Here is a 21,168-nt window from a genome sequence, read left to right as displayed (position 1 = left end):
ATCGTCGGGCAACGGCTCATGTCGTCTGGACTTGGCCCACCGGAACGTCTGCAATCGCTGTCAACATGCGCGTTGAGCTGCGACGAAGCCTGCCATGCCGCATGTCACTTAGCTTCAGGGGCACCGCGCGCTATCCCCGTGGAGCATAGCCATTCCCTTCCAGCAGCGCCTGCACGGTTTCCTCGGTCCGGGGTGCCTCGCGTACGGTCTTGTCGCCGACAACGTACAGCCGGTCCGGCAGAACGCGTATGGTCTCGAGATTGTGCGTGGAAAGCACGACCGATTTGCCTTTGGCGGTAGCCCAGGAGATCAAGCCGTGGAGTTCGCGCAGGCTCGGGAGATCAAGGTGGAGTTCAGGCTCGTCCATCAGGAGAATGTCCGTCCACTGCGCCACAAGAGCCAGGAGCATGATCTTGCGCTGTTGCCCTGACGACATCTCGTCCAGGAATCGTGCACCGAAGCCACTGACCTCTGAGAACACGTCAGGGTGGTCCGACGCCTCGAGCTGTTCCATGGACTTGAGCCGTCCAAGGGAACTGAGCTCGATGACCTCATCCACCAGAATGTGCGCCTGGGGTATCCCTGGCGACAGGAACCCAATGGTCGCTGCAAGGGCCTGTGGACTCATGGACTGCAATGGATGACCCTTCAGCACGACCTGGCCGTCGAAGGGCGGCAGGAACCCGCGCATCGTCCGAAGGAGTGTCGACTTCCCTGTCCCGTTGCGGCCGACCAGCGCAACGGCTTCTCCCGGGCGAATACTGATCGTCACGTCCCTGAGAACGGGTTCCCCCCGAACGTACCCGACCGCGACGTTGCTGAGCTCGAGGACAGCGGAGATCACATCACCCTCCTCGACTTGATCGACAGCCAGATAAGATAGGGCGCACCAAAGAGTGACAGCACTGTATTCAGTGGAATCTCCGACGCGCTCACCGAACGCGCTATGAGATCCCCGACGACCACGATCGTCGCGCCCATCAGCATCGTCAGGACGACAAACGTCCGGTCTGTGCGACGTGTCAGCAGGCGTGCCAGATGAGGAGAGAACAGTCCAGCGAATCCCACGACCCCCGAGGCGGCAACGTCCGTGGCAGCAAGGATGACGCTGAGGAACAGCAGCGAAATCCTTGTGGTTCTCACGTTGACGCCCACGTTCTGGGCGAAGTCATCACCCACCAGATACGATCGGAGAGGGCGCATCAGGCTCATGACAGCCGGCACGGCAATGACCAACCCTGCGGCCACGACCGCCATGCCTGTTCCAGACGCCCTGTTGAGACCCATCCATGACCAGAAGATCGTGTTGGAAAGGATGTCGGGCCGTGTCGAGACCAGGATGGAGTACAGGGCGTTCAGCATGTACGAGAGAGCGAGGCCTGACAGCAGAAAGGCCAGGAGGTCATGCCCGATGCGCCTGCTGATGATGAGGAGCATCGCGAGAACGAAGAGAGCCCCCGCCAGCGGGGCGGCGATCATGACAGGAACCGAGGCAACCGTCCCCGCAAGGCCGAGCAGGGCAACCAGCGTGACGGCCAGCTGTGCCCCTCCTGAGACCCCGAGGAGATAACTGTCGGCCAGCGGATTCCGGAAGGCCGTCTGCAGGAGGAAACCCGACAGTCCAAGCGATGCACCTACCAGGACACCCAGCCCTATGCGAAGGAGCCTCAACATGACGATCTGAGCTTCCGGCGTCCCCATGGGGGCACCCCTAATCATGAGGCTCAGCCCGTGGAACACCTGTCGTGGCGTCAGGCCCGCACTACCGAAGAACACACTGGCAGACGTGACGATAAGCAGAACTGCGGCTGCGCTTGTTAGCACAGCCGCATTGTGTCGTCGGACTCCGGCGTCAGGGACGGGAAGCACGCTGGACATAGTCAGCGATCATCTCGAGACCCTTGATGATACGGGGAGATGGGCGGAAGATGTAGTCGCCCACCATGTCATACACGTGTCCCTGCTTCACGGCGTTGACCGTGGAAAACGCCGTCCTCCCTGCAACATCTCCGGATCCCATACCGGAAGCCACGACGATGATGTCTGGGTTGTGACTGATGACGTATTCCTCGGACAGCACCGGCCAAGGACTATTTGTGTCATCAGCGATGTTGGATCCTCCCGCAATTGAGATGAGGTCCGAGACGAACGTCCCCTTGCCTGCACTCATCAATGGACTGTTCCAGATCTCGACGTACACGGCAGGCTTGCTGGTCAGCTTCTTCGCTGCCGCGGCTACCCGTACGATGGACCTGTGCATGGAAAGCGCCACCTCGAACCCACGGTCCGGAACCCCGAGCACCACTGACAGCGAACGTATGGCCTCGACGATAGCAGACAGGGACTTGGGGTCGTCGGCGTACACCCGACGCCCCATCTTGCGGAGACGTTCCACGACCGCAAGCGGCGTGCCGTCCGTCACCAGGATGAGGTCGGGAGACAGGACCAGCAGCTTCTCCAGTGAGGGGTTGCTGAATGCGCCGACCGTTGGGATCTTCTTGGCCTGCTCCGGGAAGTCGGTGTACTCGGACGAGGCGATGATGTTGCTGCCCTGACCAAGGGCGAAACAGTTCTCTGCCAGGTTCGGCGCCAGGGTCACGAGCCGCATCTTCCCGGCCTTGGCGGGGAACGTGTCATGCTCATAGCCGAGGACGTCGTTCATGACGGACGGAATCTGGAGGACGATCGACGTCAGTCCGTTCTTGACAGACGATGTCATCGTTCCACCAGACGCAGTCACCAGGCCCTTGAGGATCTCCTCCGACAGGAACAGGGTTCCAATCTTTCCCAAGGCGCGAACCAGGTCCTTCCGCACCGACGTGTTGTAGGAACCGTCCACGAACGTCCTGCTGCCAAACTCGTATGCACCAGCAACTGGTCCCAGCCCAAAATAGACGGTGTTCTGCGACGGCTCGAACCGCACGATGCCGCCTGCTGCCTCGATGACGGCACGCATCGGGAAAGCAAGACTTGTACCAAGCCTGACCGGAACGAACCCTTTAGGGAAACTGCCTGCAACACGCTTTGAGCCTGTCGTGACCACGAAGCTAGATTGGCCGGCACGAAGTTCAAGGGAAACACGACGCGTCGAAACAACTGAAGCGACACTTCCGGCCTGTCTGGCGGGGAAGGCAACCAGGAGAAATACCATGATGACAGCAAGTGCAAAGGATATAACGCGTTTTCCATCCGTCAACCTGCAACATTCTGTCGAGTCAACATGCTTGTTGATTCGGTTCCGAGATCCTGTCCTGAACATTCTGGTTCCTCCATGTCCTTGAGTTTTTGGTCCGGCCGCCTGCGGTGAGTCACAAAAGACTCCCACTCGGCCACCGGTTGCATCCGCTTCTGAGCGCGGACCGCACTTCTCACGCCAGACAAGCAACCCTGCCTACTGGGTCGGTCGTCTCCTGCGTTAGCACGTTCCAGTATATGAGTTCCTGGCCTCTGTCAACGTCGTTACTTCTCAGGGGTGACAGCTCGCTGTCTTTGCCATATACTGAACACGTCAAGGATGGGGGAGAAGACGTGATACGTGCGATAAGCCTGGACTTGTGGAAGACACTTATACTAGACCATGACCAGGATGAGGCTCTACGCGACCGCATCCGGGCTCAGGCCATTCGCGAAGTCCTTGGCGAGCACGGCGTGGTCGTTTCCGAGGACGGACTCTACGAGAGTCTTCGTCGCATCGACGTCTTGCGCAGAGACGTTCGTGAGATGCGCGACTGGACTTTGACGACCTCCAGCCAGATCGCTTTCGTCCTGACGCAGGCCAGTGTGTACCCTTCCGGGGATCTCGTCGATGCTGTCCGGCCCAGATATGACGCAGTGATCTTCCAACTGATGCCTACCCTCGTCGAGCCAGACGTTCCACAGCTGCTTACAGACCTGGCCAGGCTCTACCCTCTCTCGTTGACCTCCAACACGGGAAAAACACCGGGGCAGGTTCTGTTGAACGTACTCGACACGCTCAACATTCGTGTGCCGTTCACACACTTCATCTTCTCGGACGAAGTCCTGTATCTGAAACCCGACAAAGGTATCTGGGAGTTGCTGGTCGACACCAACGAACTGAAGCCGGAGGAGATCGTCCATGTGGGGGACTCATACCGCATGGACTACAAGGGAGCGCGCGCAGCCGGCCTCCAGGCCATTCTCTTTGGGCGCCGGGAGTCGTTGCCCGCAGAAACCATCGCGATCGACTCACTCAGTGAACTCGCAACAGCTATCGAGGAGATGAACAGATGAACATCCATCTTACCGGTTCCAGCCTGACCTCCAGCGAAGTCGTCCGTGTCGCCCGCCAGGGTGCCGTCGTCGAACTCGGCAAGGAAGCTGTGGAACAGATCAACGCTGCTTCTTCATTCGTCCGGCAGATCGTCCGGGGTGAAGCCCCCGTCTATGGCATCAATACGGGGTTCGGCTCTCTGTGCAATGCACGTATCAGTCCCCTGGACCTGGGCAAGCTGCAGGAGAACCTCATCCTGTCGCACGCCGTCGGTGTCGGGCGCTGCTTCAACGAGGACGAGGCCCGGGCGACAATACTCGTGCGTGCCAATACGCTGGCCAGCGGACACTCGGGTGTTCGGTTCGAGGTGGAGCAACTGCTGCTGGACCTGCTGAACAAGCACGTATACCCGATGATCCCCAGCCAGGGATCGCTAGGGGCCTCGGGCGACCTGGCTCCTCTTGCCTCACTGGCGCTCGTGCTCATTGGCAGGGGAACGGCAAAAGTGCACGGCGAAATCCTCCAGGGTCAGGCAATCCTTGATGCCATCGGTGCCAAGCCGGTTGTCCTGGAAGCCAAGGAAGGCCTGGCCCTCATCAACGGCACCGCCGTCATGACCGGCGTCGCCGCCCTCGTCTTCTCGGACGCGCGCTCTCTCCTTCGCACCGCCAACCTGGCAGCGGCGATGACCATGGAAGCCCTCCGCGCCCGTCTCGAACCCTTCGACGAACGCATCCACGATCTGCGCCGGCACGCCGGACAGGGTGCCGTTGCCAGGGATATTCTGAGCTACGTTGCAGGCAGCAAGCTCATCGGCACGTGCGACGAGGTTCAGGACGCCTACAGCATCCGCTGCATGCCGCAGGTCCATGGCGCCGTCTCCGATACCGTCGACTTCGTGGAGAATGTGCTGCTCACTGAACTGAATGCTGTCACAGACAATCCGCTCCTGTTCCCTGCCGACGGAGACGTCCTGTCGGGCGGGAACTTCCACGGCGAACCCGTGGCATTGGCCATGGATTACCTCGGCATTGCGCTGGCAGAGCTGGCAAGCATCAGCGAACGACGCACCAACCGCCTGCTCAACCCCGCCCTCAACCGCGGACTCCCGGCGTTCCTGACGCGCGATGCCGGCCTCAACTCCGGCCTCATGATCGCCCAGTACACTCAGGCCGCCCTGGTCTCCGAGAACAAGGTACTGGCACATCCCGCTTCCGTGGACAGCATTCCGGTATCCGCCGACCAGGAGGATCACGTGAGCATGGGTACCATCGCTGCGCGTAAAGCCCGCTCCATTGCAGACAACGCGGCAACCGTGGTCGCCATTGAACTGCTGGCCGCCTATCAGGCTGTCGACATCCTTGGCGGCGAAGACAAGCTCGGCCAAGCCACCAGCAAGCTCTTCGCACAGCTCAGAACATGCGTTCCGCCCATGAATGGCGACCGCATGTTCGTCGAAGACATCAACGCGGTACGAGCCCTGATTTGCAGCAACGCAGTTTGACTGGAGGAAAAACATGGAACCGATACATGCAGCACACGGAACCACCCTGACATGCAAGAGCTGGCAACTGGAAGCTCCCATGCGCATGCTGATGAACAACCTGGATCCGGAGGTCGCAGAGCGGCCCGAAGACCTGATCGTCTACGGTGGCAAGGGCAAGGCTGCTCGCAACTGGCAGGCCTACGCGGACATCATCGCGACGCTCCAGAGCATGGACGTGGACGATACGCTGGTCGTGCAGTCCGGCAAACCTGTCGCTGTGTGGAAGACTCACATCGACGCGCCACGTGTCATCATCAGCAATTCAATGCTGGTTCCACACTGGGCCACCTGGGACGAATTCCACAAGCTGGAAGACAAGGGACTGATCATGTACGGCCAGATGACCGCCGGCTCCTGGATCTATATCGGGGCTCAGGGCATCCTGCAGGGTACCTATGAGACGCTGGCCGCTGCCGCCCGGCAAGCCGGCTGGGAAGACCTGAGCGGACGGTTCGTCCTCACGGGTGGATGCGGTGGTATGAGCGGCGCACAGCCTCTGGCCATCACCATGAACGGGGGGGTTGGGCTGATTGTTGAATGTGACCCCGCCCGAATCCAGAAACGTCTCGACACCAAGTATATCGATACGATGACGACCGACCTGGACGAGGCACTGCAGATGGTCCGGAACGCCGTCGCTGAGAAGCGGCCACTGTCCATCGGACTCGTCGCCAACGCTGCCGACGTGTTCCCTGAACTGTTGCGCAGGGGGATCATCCCGGACGTCGTGACCGACCAGACGTCTGCCCACGATACGCTGAATGGATACGTCCCCAACGGCATGCCGCTCGAAGAGGCATACGCTCTGCGTGCGAGCGACCCCGCCGAGTACGAGAGGCGCGCGCTGGACGCCATCACCGTCCACTGCAAGGCCATGGTCGGCCTGCAGGAACGTGGCGCGATCGTGTTCGACTATGGCAACAACATCCGTGGCCAGGCCCTGGCAAACGGCTATCAGGATGCGTTCAAGTTCGACGGGTTCGTCCCAAAGTACATCCGTCCACTGTTCGAGGAAGGCAAGGGCCCTTTCCGCTGGGCAGCGCTCTCGGGAGACCCCAAGGACATCTGGGCAACCGACGAGGTGATCCTGAAGGAGTTCGCGTACGACCAACACCTGGTAAAGTGGATCCAGATGGCACACGACCAGGTCCAGTTCCAGGGGCTGCCCGCCCGCATATGCTGGCTGGGATACGGCGAGCGTGAGCGCTTTGGCCTCATCATCAACGACCTCGTGAAATCAGGCAAGATCTCCGCACCCATCGTCATCGGGCGCGACCATCTCGACTGCGGCTCCGTCGCCTCACCCAACCGTGAGACCGAGAAGATGATGGACGGCAGCGACGCCATCGCCGACTGGCCCATCCTGAACGCTCTCCTCAATACGATCGGAGGGGCTACCTGGGTCTCCGTCCATCACGGCGGCGGCGTCGGGATCGGCTACTCCATCCACGCCGGCATGGTCATCGTCGCGGACGGCACCGACGCTGCGGCCAGACGGCTATCACGCGTTCTCACCTACGACCCGGGCATGGGCATCGTGCGGCACGCAGATGCAGGCTATCCGAAAGCCATCCAGTTTGCCAAGGACCACGGCATCCGTATGCCATCACTCAAGTAGGGGGGAAATGGAAATGCAGCTCAACTACGTCAGTCTCGTCCGGGATCGCCATTCGACGCGCAGCTACGAGCCTCACCCCCTGACAGATACCGACAGGGCGGACATCGCGCAGGCGATTGCATCGGCAGTACCGCTCACCGCAACCAGCCGGCTTGACTGGAGAATCGCCGACAAGTCCATCATGGGATGCAGCGCCGTCCTGTATGCCGAGTGCGGGTCGTCTACCGACGAGCTCATAGACTATGGGTACCAGGGTCAGCAGATCGTTCTGGCCCTCCTCGTGCACGAGTGGGGCACGTGCTAGTACTATCAGGTTCGCCTGCCGGGCAGTCCCTGCTCGATAACGGTCGGCCGGCCGGCGACACCTGGTCTGCGTTCCGCAGTGGTGGGTGCCCTCTCCCGCGGCCATACCCGCAAGACCATCGAACAGCTTGTTCCGGGAGGCATTCTCCAGGACTCGGCAGCTCTGGTCCGGACCGTGCTCGAATCCGCCCGCCTTGCTCCGTCGGCGATGAACAGGCAGCCGTGGACGTTCAAGGTCGTCTCCCCGGATCAGATCGTCGTGCAGGGCAACACCGGTCGCTTTCCCGACCTCGGCATTTGCCTGGCGAACGCTATGGTCACTGCTCGCCAGCTGGCAGGCGCCGCAACAGTGACACGGCTGGACACTGGCGAATACAGCGTCTCCTGGTAGGTCACACCCCAGGACCAGTCCTGTGCGATGGGTTGGGACAGCACGTGCATGCGAGTTAGAGCCATGACCGACGAGCCGAAGGCCGTTCCTACGGCAACAAATGTCAGCCTGGCCGTCCAGGCGCAGGAAAACCACGACTGAAGACAGCCAACGCTTGCCCTCCTGTGGGGGCGACGGAGTCAGTCTGCCGCAGTCACCACACTGCGAGCCGCCAACGTGTCGAGCACACTGCGCGTCACATCCCAGTCGAATGTCTCCACGCACACAGGCATCAGGGGTTCATCCTGGAACCACGTCTCAAGGATCTCTCCGAATCGCGTTATCGTCGGTTCGTCCGGGGCGACGTGGCAGTCGACGCCATCGTAGCCGTGGAAGTGCAACTCGCGTATGCGGTCTGCATACATGTCGAGAAACGGCTCAGACTCAGCGCCCATGAATAGCAGATGGCCGTAGTCGAGTGTCACGGAGAACGGGATGTCGGCTACGGAGGGCATCACTTCCCCGAACACGTCATTCTCCAGGTTCTCGAGACAGAGCCGCTCTCCGACCATATCGACACCTGACCGCAGGAAATCCCGAAGTGCAGCAACTTCGCGCACCGGGTGCACCGTGTACCGCAGGACTTCGCGGTCACTGAAGAACCGCAGGGCGGCAGCAGCATGTTCCAGGCTGTCCGCAGGAAGGTGCACCGACACTTCGAGCAACCTGCTCATGTCGTCCCATTCTTGTTCCAGCATGCTCCGCAACTCATCATTCCAGGTATAGACAAGGAGCTCGGAAAACGAGGCGTGCCCGGCCAGCAGTCGCGCGTTGTCCAGATACGTTCCGGGGACCTGCCAGGACGTTGCCCCCAGTCTCACCGTCGTTCCTCGATAAACCCGAGCTCAGTCGCCCTCAGGCCGCAGTCTGCAAGACTGCCGTGAACGGTCACAAGTGCACACGTGGCAGGGCCGGCCGACTTGTCCAGGTCGACGGGCGCCGGTTCGTGCAGCACGATCCTCACTCCTGACTCGCTTTCGAGCACCTCGACTTCGTGCCGGATGCCACGAGAGCCACAGGGAATGACGTCGCCCACAGCATCCTGTCCGACCAGGGACCGGACAGCTGAAGGTCTCAGAAGCTCTCCGGAATGGTCGAGAACCTCGGATCCGACCCATGGCAATCCAACAAGGATGAGACGGTCACCGGGTGCCGTGTGCCGCCATCGCAGAGAGTCTGCTGTACCCACGACAGCGATGCCCAGCCCAGTCATGGTCGTCGGCATGTTCTGCTCTGAACTCCCGCTGATAGGGAGGTCTGGATACCCGCCTTCCAGAAGCTCCGCCCTGATGCCATCCAGAACCCTTCTCCCTGTCGGCTCCCACTCATTGCAGACCAGCGACAGCACGAACAGAGGCGTGACGCCAACCGCAGCAAGCTCGTTCAGACAGACCCGAAGGGTGTAGGCGCCGCAGATCTCATCAGAAGCAGCAACCACGTCCGCAGGCTTTGAGCCTATTGCTCCGAGAGCATCGCACGCTGTCACCAGAAGACGGCCCCCCTGACGGATAATGCTGATGTCTCTGGCCGTCTGGACGCAGAGTGGACCCACGGCAGCTATCATGTCAGACGGCAAGACAACTCCAGGGAAAGCAACCTCGAGGCGGGCCACGGAACCACGAGTGTGGGCTGCAGCAATGAAGAAGGCGCAAGTCCTGGTTTTGTACCGGGCTTGCGCCATGCCATCTTGGACACCATCCACAGCCTCTGCTGTTTCTGAAGGTGCCGGATCTTCGCTGGTTTGCTCCGTGTCCGGCGGTTCTTCTTGACGGGCCGCGTGGCCTTTTTCGTCATGCTGTCTTCATTCATGAGCCACCTCCTGGTTGTCAATGCTCGTGCTGATGAAGCCGTAACAATGTACCGGAGAGCACCTGGATGTCAAGCTCCAGGCGTGAAGAATGCAGAGAGCGAGTCCCATGCACCTCAGAAGCAGGATTGAATCCCGGGCCCTCAGAGCCCGAACCTTCCGTCGGCGAAGCTCTCCAGAGCCAGGGCGGCGCCTTGATCATTGTTAGAGGGCACAACGTATCTTGCCATCGCTCGCGTCGGTTCATCAGCATTCGCCACCGCAACCGAAACCCCGGCGACCGCGAACATGCTCTGGTCAGCCTCACAGTCTCCCACGGCCATGACACTGGCCGCCTCCAGCCCAAGGTAGCTGATCAGCCACCGAAGCGCTGCACCCTTGTCGACCCCGGCATCCATGATGTTGACGAAGTTCACGTCTGCCCTGACCACGGTAGCGCGCGGCCCGAGTTCTGCTGCCAGCATGGCCCTGATGCCCTCAGTGTCCTCAGGCCGACATGTCACGGTGACCTTGCGCACGCCTGTCGTGATAATCTGCTCCAGAGGCGGCACGTCGCGCAGACCGTGCGAGTACCGTCCGAGCAGCCACCCTTCGACGAAACTCGGCGCACCCGCACTCCGGAACACCTGTGGGGCATCTCGGCCATACAGGATAACGTTCAGGGGAATGCGCGCCGAACGAACCGTGTCCACGGTGTCGAGCAGGACCTCTCGCGATATGCCCCGTTCCAGGAGGATATGACCGTTCCCGGGCTCGACGACGACTGTACCCTGCTCGGCGATGACGGGAACCGATTTCCAGCCAAGTTGCTCGAGGAATGGCACTATGCGCTCGAGATCACGCCCCGACGCGACCGTACAGCAAAGCCCAGGAACCAGCGCAGCCGCCAATCGTCTCACCAGTCCCTCAGAGATTGACGACGTGTCATCGAGCAGCGTGCGGTCAAGGTCAAAAACGGCGAGTCTGTTCATGTGTGCTTGTACCTCCCTCCCACGTGCCAGACAGAGCATCGCGCTGTCCACACGTTTTCCTGGCACCGCATTCATCCGTGCACACCCACAGAAGGGCACGCGTCCTGTTCCACGACCATCCGGCGGGCGAACCCTTCCTATCCCGAGTTCAGCCATCTGCTTCGAAATGAGCGCCGTCAGGACACTCCCAATATTATAGTATATGCGCATATTCTGGACGAGCGGGCCTCTCCCGATGTTCCGTATCCCCGGTTGCCGGGACGCTTCTCCTGAAACTGAGCCGCTGGGAGCACCGTGGAACAGCCGCGCACGTCAGATTTCAGCTTTACAGAGGAGGTTTACGGGATATCATGAACATATGTTGACAACGGGTAGGGCGGAGAGAGCAACCTCGGTGAATACTGGTCGTTCTGTGCGCCGGGAAGCACTCGGGATGCAGTATGCTCGGCGTTGCGCAGTCGCGCTTGTTGCCGTTGCAGTCTTCTTTCTCGGACCGACATCCCTGGCCCATGCCGCCACTCCGGTCTCGGTTCCTCCCCAGCTGGTGGTTGCTGCGAACATCTACGAACCCTTCGTTTTTCTGCGCGACGGACATCTTGTCGGATTCGACGTCGATCTCGTGAATCTCATTGCCTCGGTCAATGGCTGGAACGTCCGATACGAGACGATGACCTTCCCCGACGAATTGCAGCGCGTGGAGAACGGCACCGTGGACCTAGGGATCGGGTCGATCTTCTGGACAAGTGACCGTGCTTCCCGTTTCGCCTTCGCCAATTCATACCTGAACTCCGGTCTCGTCCTTGTCACACCAGTTGACAGTGACATCCACTACGCACGCGATCTCGGAAGCCATCGTGTTGCCGTCAAGACAGGAACGGCTTCTGATGACTATGTTACCAGCCTGGGCAATCGCTACGGGCAGTTGCAGGTCCAGCGGTATGTATGGCCTGAAGCTGTAATTGCCGCGCTCGCCGGGGGTCAGGCTGATGCCGCCGTTCATGACTACCTCAATGCTCAGTTTCTCATCAGCGAACGCTACCAGGGGGACCTCGTCATTCAGAAGGGAAGCCTGTTCAGACCTTTTCTTACTGGACGCTGCCCCGTGGCATACCCAGCGGCCCGAAACATGCTGCCACTGCTTCCTCAGTTCAATGCGACCCTGGCGGAAGTGCGGCGAAGCGGCATGCTGGCACAACTGGAGACGAAATGGTTCGGCACCACGATTTCCTTCTACGCCGGCAGTGACCGGCTGAAAACGACGTTGCTGGTGCTCGGGGGCATTGTGGTCGTCCTGCTCGCCATCTACCTGCTTGCTTCGCGTGAACGCGCGGCACGCGCCGCCCGTGACCGGGCCGCCTACTATCAGCAGCTATTTGCCGCAGTCCCGGAACCTGCCCTGCTCGTGGACAGCGCTGAGGGACATCTGCGCATCGAGGCGGTCAACGGTGCCCTGTGTACACTGCTTGCTCGCAGGGATTCTGATTTGCTTGGCGCCACACTGGGGTCCATTATGTTCATCGGACAGGCGGATATGTCAGAAACACTGACGTCTCTGGAGGACCGAAGCCTTACGTCAACGCGGTGGCAGTTTGTCGCATCCGACAGAACCCTCATCCCTGTCGAAGTCATGATGTCGAACCTGCCGGGTCCCAGCAAACGCACGCTCATCGTCGCCCGTGACCTGCGGGACCAGCTCAAAGCCGAACAGACCGTTCGCACGGCGTACCAGCAGTATCACACCCTGTTCGACGAAGCTCCCGATCCCATTCTGATCGTCAGCGACCATGTCATCACGCAGGCAAATACCGCCGCAGGACGAGTGCTTGGCACCACAACCGAACAGTTGATGGGAAAGAGCATCCCCGATATCAGTCCCGCCATGCAGCCCGACGGCCGTCCATCTGCCGACGCCATGCGCACATTCGAAGACCAGGCCCTTGCCGGCCAGGCACAGCGGTTTGACTGGGTCTTTGTCACCCATGACGGCAGTCAGGTCATCTGTGAGGCTTCCTTGAAGTCTATACCATCCGCCGGTGCCTCTATTGTCCAGGGAATCTTCCGCGACGTCACAGAACAGCGACTCGCCGAGGAACGAGCGCGGCAGCTGGAACGAGAGCTCCTACAGTCACAGAAGATGGAAGCAGTCGGACGACTAGCAGGGGGAATCGCACACGACTTCAACAACATCATGGGCGGCATCATGGGGCATGCGTCGCTGCTCAGGGTCGACGCAACGGAAGGGACCGAACTCTACCAGGGACTGGACACCATTGAACGCGCCGCGAGGCGCGCCGCTGAACTAACGCACCGGTTGCTGTCCTTCTCGCGCAACAGCACACCGACTATCGCCGACGTCGATGTCGGCGGGGTCCTGGCAGATACGCTCTCGATCGCCATGCCAGGCTTCGACAAACGCACTGTCCTGGTACAGAGCATCTCTCCTGATTTGGCATACGTTCCCGGTGACCGGACGCAGCTGGAAGAGGTCATCCTGAACCTGGTCATCAATGCCCGCGATGCCATGGGACACCACGACGGCACGCTCACGGTCGACGCCTGCAACGTCATCATCGACGAATCCTTCTGCACCAGCCTCAGCATTCCTGTCCTGCCAGACGGCAGCTACGTGCAGATCAGGGTGTCAGACACCGGTTGCGGTCTATCACCTGAGGCCAGGGACCACCTGTTCGAACCGTTCTTCACGACGCGGCCTGAAGGAACCGGGTTGGGACTGTCCATCGTCTGGCGTGTCGTGCACGACCACGGAGGAATCATCACAGTGGCTTCAGTGCCAAACCAGGGAACGACGTTCACGCTGTACCTTCCGGCTGTCTCCCGTGCCGAAGCACAGGGAAGGGCTCGCCAGATGCCTGTCTCTGGGTCACTGCCACGGTCTGTCCGGGGAGAATCGGTGCTCGTCGTGGATGATGAAGATGTTGTCCGCAGTGTTGCCGTCAAGGTCCTCTCAGGTCTCGGATATCAGGTCATCGACACCGCCGATCCAGTGAACGCGCTCGCCATCTACAAGGATTCATGGCGGTCCATCGACCTCGTCCTGGTCGATATGATGATGCCGCACCTGAATGGCAAGGACCTGTTCGAGAAGCTTCGCGAGATCAATCCGTCGGTGGCTGCGATCCTGATGTCCGGCTATGATGCGACTGACACTCCTTTCGCCAGTATGGGCTTCGTGGCCTTTATCCCGAAACCCTATACGCTTCAGGAACTGGCCACACGCGTGCGTCAGTCTCTGGACACCTCAGTCGCCCGAACGTCCAGCCCAGCAGAAGAGTCGACCGTCTGAGGACTGCCTCCGGCGGATGCACCAGCCACGGCGAACGTTCGCAGGCCCCGGAAGGCACGGGGGGTAACGAAGGCCAGCATCGCCCCCAGGAATACGACGCCAATGATCCCACTGACGAAGAAACCCATATTTGCGCCGAGGGCATCCGAGATCTTGCCCGCATAGAGCGCGCCAATGGGGGTCGAACCCACAAAGACGAGGTTGTAGGCAGCCATGACACGGCCGCGCATGCTGTCGGGCGACTGCATCTGGAGTGCCGTGTTGCACATTGTCGACAACGCCGCCATGCCAAATCCACAGAAGATCAGCAGAAGGCCGGTCACGTAGAGATTCCGCTGTATGCCGACGAGGACCATCGCAACCGCAAGGATGAACCCCGAACCGTAAACATAGGCGGGGGTCGGTTCCAGGCGTGCTCCGCCGAGAGACATGAGTACTCCAGCGGCCAGCGCCCCTGCTCCCATTGCCGACATCAGTCCGCCGTAGCCATCTGCCTGCAGACCGAGAGTCAGCTTGGCAAAGCTGGGAATGAAGATGTTGAAATTGAGCAGAAACAAACTGATAACGCCTGCTATCGTCAGGAGGCTCATGACGACTCTATTTCCGGCAATGTACCGGGCTCCCTCGCGCACTTCCTGGGCATAGCTCCCCTTGTTGCTCTTGGTCGGCTTGCGGCCTGCTTTCATAAGGAGCAGGCTGATGATGACCGCTATGAAACTGACCGAGTTCAGGGCAAATGTCCACGGAATGCCCACGGCTGCGATCAGGACCCCGCCGATGCCAGGACCGACGACGCGAGCGATGTTGAACATCGTGCTATTGAGCGCGACAGCGTTGACGACAGCGGACCTGTCGTTCACCTGTTCGCCCACAAACGATTGTCTGGTCGGCCAATCGACAGCGCTGATGACACCTGTGACGGCGGCAATAACAAGCACCTGCCAGTACTGCGCATGACCCCCGAACGCCACAACAGCCAGAGCGGCGGCGGCCAGGGCATACATCGTCTGTGTGAACAACAGGATTGAGCGCTTGGGAAAACGATCGATGATCGGTCCAATGAACACCGAGAGGATCAGAGACGGGAGAAACTGGATACTGATCAGCAGACCGAGTTTGAAGGGCGAGTTCGTCAGCTTGAGAACCAACCAGGACTGTCCGGTGTTCTGGAGCCAGGTGCCGACTAGAGATATGCTCTGGCCGGCAAACCAGATCCGGTAGTCCCGAGACTCAAAAGCCGGCAGCCGTTTTCGAATGTTCACTCAGTTTCTTCCTTTCGCTAACCGAATTATCCGACGAGTAGAGTCTACTCTCCCCCTTGCAGAATCATGAACCTAGTTCCTCACTATCTGAAGCACGGTCTGGACCGTCAGCGTCGCCGCCAGGATGATCATGACGATCGCCTGCGCCCACACCGCGATGTTCTTGCCCCGGCTGTTGACGTACTCACCCATTAATGACTTGTCATTGATCAGCTTCAGCATGAGGATGAGGATCAGAGGAAGCAGAACACCGTTCGCCGCCTGCGAGAAGAGCATGACGCCGATGAGTCTGTTCTCCGGCACGAACATGATCGTTCCCGCACCCAGAACGATAAGAGCCGTATACAGACCATAGAAGAGAGGGGCCTCGCGGAATGACTTCCCAACCCCTGATTCCCAGCCAAACGCTTCGGCCACGGAATACGCCGTCGAGAGAGGAAGGACCCCGGCAGCCATGATCGAGGCGTTGATCAGGCCGACTGCAAAGAGAGTCGACGCGTATTTTCCAGCGAGTGGCGCCAGTGCGCCTGCCGCTTCTGCCGCAGTGTTGACACGAACGCCCGCTACAAACAGCGTGCTCGCACATGCGACGACAATGAAAAAGGCGACGAAGTTGGTGAGGAAACTGCCGATGTAGGTGTCCAGAGCCTCATAGCGGTAGTGCTTCAGGTCGATCGCCTTCTCCGCGACCGAAGACTGCTGGTAGAACTGCATCCACGGCGCAATCGTGGTCCCTATCATGGCGATGGACAGCGAGAGGAACTCGGGGTTCATCTGGAACGTCGGAACAACAGCAGATTTGGCGACGACCCCCCAGTTGGGATGTGCCATGAAAGCGCTGATGACATAGGTCAGAAACAGGACACAGAACACAAGCAGAACCTTCTCCACGGCGCGATATGAACCCTTGACGACCAGAAGCCATACGAAAAATGCAACGGCTGGAATGGCGATGAAACGGTTCAGACCCAGGATCGAGCTGGCTCCCGCTACGCCAGCAAATTCTCCCATGGTATTGGCAAGATTGGTGAACACCAGCAGTACCATGACCACCATGGTCAGGCGAATACCAAACCGTTCGCGAATCAGGTCTGCCAACCCCTTGCCCGTGACAACTCCCATACGAGCGCTCATCTCCTGGATCATGGCCAGCGTAAACGTAATCAGCAGGAGCATCCACAACATGGAGTACCCGAACCTGGCACCGATGACGCTGTACGTGGTGATGCCCCCCGCATCGTTGTCGACATTGCCCGTGATGATGCCGGGTCCAAGGATGGCGAGCATGATGGGCAACGTCAGCGCGAAACGCCGGACCCTGCCCCTGATGCGTTCCCAGATCAGTGCCATGGCACCGGACTAATCCATCGCCTGGTCGAGGACATCATCGACCGTGACAATGCCCTGCAGGACGCCCTCGTGGTCAACAACCGGCAGCGCAAGGTAGTTGTACTTGCCGATGATCTCGGCCACTTTGCCCTTTGGGTCGTCCACAAACACTGAGACGGTGCGTTTCTGCATGATGTCGGCCACGACGGTGCCGGGCTGAGCGACGATTAGTGCCCGCAGTGACAGGATCCCCGCCAGATGCCCATCATCGTCCGTTACGTACAGGTAATAGATGGTCTCCGTATCTGGAGCCTCCCGACGCAGAAGCCCGATGACCTGCTCGGCCGACATTTCCTGTCTGATCTCGAGATAGTCGTTGGTCATGAGGCCACCGGCAGTATCCTCATCATAGGCCAGCAGTTCACGAACGTCCGCACGTTCTTCGGGCTCCATTTCCTGAAGCATCGCCTCCTGCGTCTCAGCCCGCGTGTCCTGCAGGATGTCCGCAGCGTCATCTGGGTCCATCTCCTCGAGAATGTCAGCTGCGCGGGCCACGCCAAGACGTTCCAGGATGGTGACCTTGACCTTGTCGTCCTCCAGTTCAGCGAGTGTATCAGCCGCCTGCTCGTCGTTGAGCGCTTTGAACAAAGCGTCGCGCTCATTGAAATCCAGGTCGTCCACAATGTCCGCCAGGTCCGAAGGGTGCAGTTTCGAGAGCTCTTTCCAGGTCGCTCTCACCTGCACGCTGCGAACATCGCGCCCCAGAGGCTCGACAAAACTCCACGGAATCGAGTTCTCGCCAATCTTGTGATGGCGCCCCCGTTCGACGACATGGATGAGCCACGCGAAGCCAGCCCTGCGCACAAAGCTCCGGAACCCGGCATCGGCCGCTATGACACGCAGCTGCCCGTGGCTTTCCGCCAACTCGATATCGTTCACACGCACGACCTTGGCACCATGGATGTCGACAATCTGTTTGTCGAGAACATGGTTGAGCAGCAACATGGACGTGTCTTCCAGCTTGAAGTTGGGCTGAAGTTCTGCATCGGCGAGTTTGAGCGTGCACTCCGTGATGCCCAGGCCACGCACGTTGTGCCATGCCACGCGCGTCAAGCCGCGCCGGGTCGTGACCAGAACGGCCATGACGGCCGGGAACTTCTCGCCGGTGGCCACTTCAAGATCAGCTATCGAGCCGACGACGGCTTGCTTTCGATCCAGAACGCGCATGCCAAGAATGTTGCTGAGGTAGAACATTCGCGCCTCCTGGGGCGAGAGAATAACACAGCGCCTGTATGCTATGCATGATGGCTTGCAGTGTCAAGCAGGCGCGTGGAGACACCGAAATCAACTTGATGAACGCAGGCTCAGAACCCTACGGACGGTCGTCAACCTCAACTCCGCAGACCGACGATATGGCTTCCTCGCCGATGAGCAACGCCTCAGGAACAGGCGCGTGCTCGATGACGTTTTTGCGCCAGTCCACCGTGAACACAAGAATGAGCGAGAGCAATCCTGCCGCAACGTTGCTGACCGTCATGCCGATCCAGACACCACGTGATCCGAGTTTCAGGGCCATAGCGAAAAACCACGCCAGCGGCACGCGCAGACCCCATAACCGGACCAGGTCCAGGATCATGTTTGGAACATTGTGCCCTGAGCCCTGGAACGCTGACTGGACACCCATCATAAGCCCAAAGAACGGGTTGGCCCAGAGGAAGATGGACATGAAGAGGACTCCTTCGGCGATGATTTCCGGCTGGCTCGGGATGAACGCCCGAAACACCAGGGGCGTGATGAGGTACAGAAGAACGCTCGCACCCCCCATCAGGCCGACGATGGCGATCGTCCCCTGTCGTACGACGGTCGTGGCCCGGTCCTTCATGCCGGCACCCAATGCCTGTCCCACCATCGTGGCTATGCCCACACCCGCTCCGTCGTTGATGAGGGAGGTGATGCTGAACATTCTGTCCCCGATCCCGTACGCCGACAAGGCGATCGTGGCGTTTGGGACACGGCCGATGATGCCCGTCAGGACAATGAACCCGAAGGACGTACCAGATGCCCCGATTGAGGCGGGAAGGCCGATGCGAAGGATGCGTTTGACCCAGGCAATCTCAGGACGCAGGTCACGCCAGGTCACTCTCAGCTTTCGTCTCCCAGTCATGAGGACCCAGAGGGAGATAACGGCGGACAGTGCTTGACACAGAATGGTCGCGAGAGCGGCACCGGCTACACCCATGGGGACAAACGGGCCCCATCCGAAGATCATCAATGGGTCCAGCAGGACATTCAGACCAACGGTGACCGCATTGATGAGCATCGGCGTCACCGTATCTCCGTAGGCATTCATGATCTGGGCGTACAGGGCCGACACGAAGATAGCGGGCATGCCGATGAAGATGATCCGCGTGTAGCTGATCGCGTTCGCCGAAATGGCCCGGTTTGGAGTCAGCAGGGGAAGCAGGATTGGAGACAGCACCACGCCGATGACCGCCACGGCGAATCCAAGCAGGATCGCCAGAGACATGGTCTGACCGGCCGCCTTCTCCGCATCGACCTCGTTGTGCGCTCCCATGAACTGGGAAACGAGAGCGAGACCCGAGGACCCAAATCCGAATGCAAATGCGACGAGGAACCATACGACCGGTCCTGCCACCTGAAGCCCGGCGACTGCCGCTGCATTCTCGGCCTTTGGAAGGTGCCCGACCCAGAACGTGTCGGTCATGTTGTACACCATGTTGAGCAGGGAACTTACCATGACCGGCCAGGACAGCCGGAACATTGTCACGACGACCGGACCGTGCAGGATCTCCTCGTGTGTGGGCATTCTGGAGCGATCGCTCATGTTCTTCTCCTATGCCTGGGGCTCAGCCGGGACAACCAACACGTCAGGGGTTTCTCCCCCAAGAACTTCGCCCGCTGTAGAGGGAGAGTGCTCAATCACCTTGTGGTGCCAGTCGACGGTCGCCAGGAACACGAGAGCGAGTATGGCCGCAAGAACGTTGCTTACCAGCATCCCCGTCCAGATGCCGCGCGATCCCATGTGGAGGGCGAACCCGAAGAACAATGACAGCGGGACGCGAAGGCCCCAGAGACGTACGAGCTGCATGATCATCGGCGGGGTGTTGTGCCCTGAACCCTGGAACGCCGACTGGACCCCGTTGACGATGCCGAAGAACGGAATGGAGGGCAGGAACAGGGACATGAACAGGATGCCTTCGCTGATGATCGCCGGCTGTGTCGGAATGAAGGCCCTGAACAGCCATGGCGTGAGACCCCACAGAAGGGCCCCTTCACCTACAAGCATCCCAAACATCAGCGCTGTGCCGGTCCATACGACACTGTTGGCTCGTTTCCGCAGGTCCCCGCCCAACGCGTGACCAACCATCGTCGAGATGGAGAGCGACAGACCATCGATGGCAATGAAACTGATGTTGATGAAGCGGTCACCGATGCCATATGCCGAGAGTGCTACCGTTGCGTTGGGCACACGGCCGATGATACCTGTCAGAACCAGAAACCCGAATGACGTCCCTGAGACACCGATGGAGGCAGGGAGGCCAATCTTGAGAATACGTCTGTACCAGAACCAGTCCGGCAGAAGGTCGCGCCAGCTGACACGGAGACCATGTCTCCCCCTGAACAGGATGACCAGCGAGATGATTGCGGCGATGGCCTGGCAGATGATGGTGGCCACCGCAGCCCCTGCAACCGTCATGCGCGCGAAGGGCCCCCACCCGAAGATCATGAATGGGTCCAGGACAATATTGATGAGGACGGTCGCCACATTCACAAGCATGGGCGTAACTGTATCCCCGTACGCCGCCATGACCTGGGCGTATGCTACGGCGACGAACTCAAATGGCATGCCGATGAAGATGATGCGTGTGTAGATCGTTCCGGCGCGAACAACAGCAGGGTCATCGGTCAGGAGTCTCAACAGCCCAGGCGAGAAAATGACGCCTGTTGCCATGATGAACAACCCGAAGACAATCGACAGGGAAAGCGTCTTGGCTGCTGCCGTGTTCGCTTCCTCCTTCCGATGGGCACCCATGTACTGGGACACCAGCGCCAGCCCTCCGGAGTTGAACCCGAAGGCAAATGCCATCAGGAAGAAAATGACCGGACCTGCTATCTGGAGTCCGGCGACTGCAGAGGCATTCTCCGAGGCGGGCAAGTGGCCTACCCAGAAAGTATCGGCCATGTTGTACAGGTAGTGCAGCAGGCTGGAAATCATCAACGGCCATGCCAGTCTGAACATGGTCCGGACGATGGGTCCCTCGAGTATTTCTTTTCTTGATGCAGTTCTTGCCACAGTCTCCTCCAGACGGCGGGGCACGAACCCACACCTGCTTCAGACGCCTAGT

At 59.8% G+C, this 21,168-nt stretch carries 17 protein-coding genes and 1 pseudogene; 6 read left to right on the top strand and 12 right to left on the bottom strand.

What is annotated here, in order from left to right:
- Positions 1 to 130: 130 nt before the first annotated feature.
- From C0398_05055 to C0398_05045, 3 genes are read right to left on the bottom strand one after another with little or no spacing between them, the layout of a single operon-like run.
- Positions 131 to 874, bottom strand: a complete 744-nt coding sequence (locus tag C0398_05055) for a hypothetical protein (protein ID MBA4365359.1) — start codon at positions 872 to 874, stop codon at positions 131 to 133.
- Positions 841 to 1,878 (bottom strand): hypothetical protein, encoded by a 1,038-nt coding sequence (locus C0398_05050; protein ID MBA4365358.1) that lies wholly within the window; start codon positions 1,876 to 1,878, stop codon positions 841 to 843. Before C0398_05050 ends, C0398_05055 begins: the two co-directional genes overlap by 34 nt.
- Positions 1,853 to 3,259, bottom strand: coding sequence for a hypothetical protein (locus C0398_05045; GenBank protein ID MBA4365357.1), 1,407 nt, complete (start codon positions 3,257 to 3,259; stop codon positions 1,853 to 1,855). Before C0398_05045 ends, C0398_05050 begins: the two co-directional genes overlap by 26 nt.
- 173 nt (positions 3,260 to 3,432) lie before the next feature.
- Here C0398_05045 and C0398_05040 point away from each other — a divergent pair, with 173 nt between their 5' ends.
- From C0398_05040 to C0398_05020, 5 genes are read left to right on the top strand one after another with little or no spacing between them, the layout of a single operon-like run.
- Positions 3,433 to 4,251, top strand: coding sequence for a hypothetical protein (locus C0398_05040; GenBank protein ID MBA4365356.1), 819 nt, complete (start codon positions 3,433 to 3,435; stop codon positions 4,249 to 4,251).
- Positions 4,248 to 5,735 (top strand): histidine ammonia-lyase, encoded by a 1,488-nt coding sequence (gene hutH / locus C0398_05035; protein ID MBA4365355.1) that lies wholly within the window; start codon positions 4,248 to 4,250, stop codon positions 5,733 to 5,735. The genes C0398_05040 and hutH overlap by 4 nt, the downstream gene beginning before the upstream one ends.
- A gap of 13 nt (positions 5,736 to 5,748) precedes the next feature.
- A complete protein-coding gene (gene hutU, locus C0398_05030) occupies positions 5,749 to 7,395 on the top strand; it encodes a urocanate hydratase (GenBank protein ID MBA4365354.1) in 1,647 nt (548 codons plus the stop codon).
- A complete protein-coding gene (locus C0398_05025; GenBank protein MBA4365353.1) occupies positions 7,328 to 7,699 on the top strand; it encodes a hypothetical protein in 372 nt (123 codons plus the stop codon). Before hutU ends, C0398_05025 begins: the two co-directional genes overlap by 68 nt.
- A gap of 15 nt (positions 7,700 to 7,714) precedes the next feature.
- Positions 7,715 to 8,089 carry a hypothetical protein gene (locus tag C0398_05020; protein ID MBA4365352.1) on the top strand — a complete coding sequence of 125 codons (375 nt, stop codon included), beginning with the start codon at positions 7,715 to 7,717 and terminating at the stop codon, positions 8,087 to 8,089.
- Positions 8,090 to 8,268: 179 nt separating this feature from the next.
- On the opposite strand, the gene C0398_05015 is transcribed toward C0398_05020, so the two are convergent.
- The 4 genes from C0398_05015 to C0398_05000 all read right to left on the bottom strand — a co-directional run bounded on the left by C0398_05015 (position 8,269) and on the right by C0398_05000 (position 11,116).
- Complete coding sequence (locus tag C0398_05015) at positions 8,269 to 8,949, bottom strand: hypothetical protein (GenBank protein MBA4365351.1); 681 nt, start codon at positions 8,947 to 8,949, stop codon at positions 8,269 to 8,271.
- A complete protein-coding gene (locus tag C0398_05010) occupies positions 8,946 to 9,692 on the bottom strand; it encodes an alpha-ribazole kinase (GenBank protein ID MBA4365350.1) in 747 nt (248 codons plus the stop codon). The genes C0398_05015 and C0398_05010 overlap by 4 nt, the downstream gene beginning before the upstream one ends.
- Positions 9,689 to 9,937, bottom strand: coding sequence for a hypothetical protein (locus tag C0398_05005; protein MBA4365349.1), 249 nt, complete (start codon positions 9,935 to 9,937; stop codon positions 9,689 to 9,691). The genes C0398_05010 and C0398_05005 overlap by 4 nt, the downstream gene beginning before the upstream one ends.
- A 141-nt stretch (positions 9,938 to 10,078) precedes the next feature.
- The gene (locus C0398_05000; protein MBA4365348.1) at positions 10,079 to 11,116 is read right to left on the bottom strand and encodes a hypothetical protein; all 1,038 of its coding nucleotides are present in this window, start codon (positions 11,114 to 11,116) and stop codon (positions 10,079 to 10,081) included.
- Between C0398_05000 and C0398_04995 the strand changes: the two genes are divergently transcribed.
- On the top strand, positions 11,109 to 14,210 hold the full coding sequence (locus C0398_04995; protein ID MBA4365347.1) for a hypothetical protein: 3,102 nt from the start codon (positions 11,109 to 11,111) through the stop codon (positions 14,208 to 14,210). The two genes, C0398_05000 and C0398_04995, sit on opposite strands and share 8 nt — an antisense overlap.
- On the opposite strand, the gene C0398_04990 is transcribed toward C0398_04995, so the two are convergent.
- The 5 genes and pseudogenes from C0398_04990 to C0398_04970 all read right to left on the bottom strand — a co-directional run bounded on the left by C0398_04990 (position 14,150) and on the right by C0398_04970 (position 21,116).
- Positions 14,150 to 15,472 (bottom strand): MFS transporter, encoded by a 1,323-nt coding sequence (locus C0398_04990; protein MBA4365346.1) that lies wholly within the window; start codon positions 15,470 to 15,472, stop codon positions 14,150 to 14,152. The two genes, C0398_04995 and C0398_04990, sit on opposite strands and share 61 nt — an antisense overlap.
- Positions 15,473 to 16,822, bottom strand: a pseudogene (locus C0398_04985) (Mn transporter). It lies immediately after the preceding gene.
- A gap of 9 nt (positions 16,823 to 16,831) precedes the next feature.
- Positions 16,832 to 18,055, bottom strand: coding sequence for a hypothetical protein (locus tag C0398_04980; protein ID MBA4365345.1), 1,224 nt, complete (start codon positions 18,053 to 18,055; stop codon positions 16,832 to 16,834).
- A 118-nt stretch (positions 18,056 to 18,173) separates the two neighbouring features.
- Positions 18,174 to 19,646: a hypothetical protein gene (locus C0398_04975; GenBank protein ID MBA4365344.1), complete on the bottom strand. Its 1,473-nt coding sequence runs from the start codon at positions 19,644 to 19,646 to the stop codon at positions 18,174 to 18,176.
- A gap of 9 nt (positions 19,647 to 19,655) precedes the next feature.
- Positions 19,656 to 21,116: an MATE family efflux transporter gene (locus C0398_04970; GenBank protein ID MBA4365343.1), complete on the bottom strand. Its 1,461-nt coding sequence runs from the start codon at positions 21,114 to 21,116 to the stop codon at positions 19,656 to 19,658.
- Positions 21,117 to 21,168: the final 52 nt, after the last annotated feature.

Source organism: Coprothermobacter sp., from assembly GCA_013824685.1.
Lineage (GTDB): Bacteria > Caldisericota > Caldisericia > Cryosericales > Cryosericaceae > Cryosericum.
The sequence above is the reverse complement of the archived record's forward strand: the minus strand, read 5'-3'. Positions and strand labels throughout refer to the sequence as shown.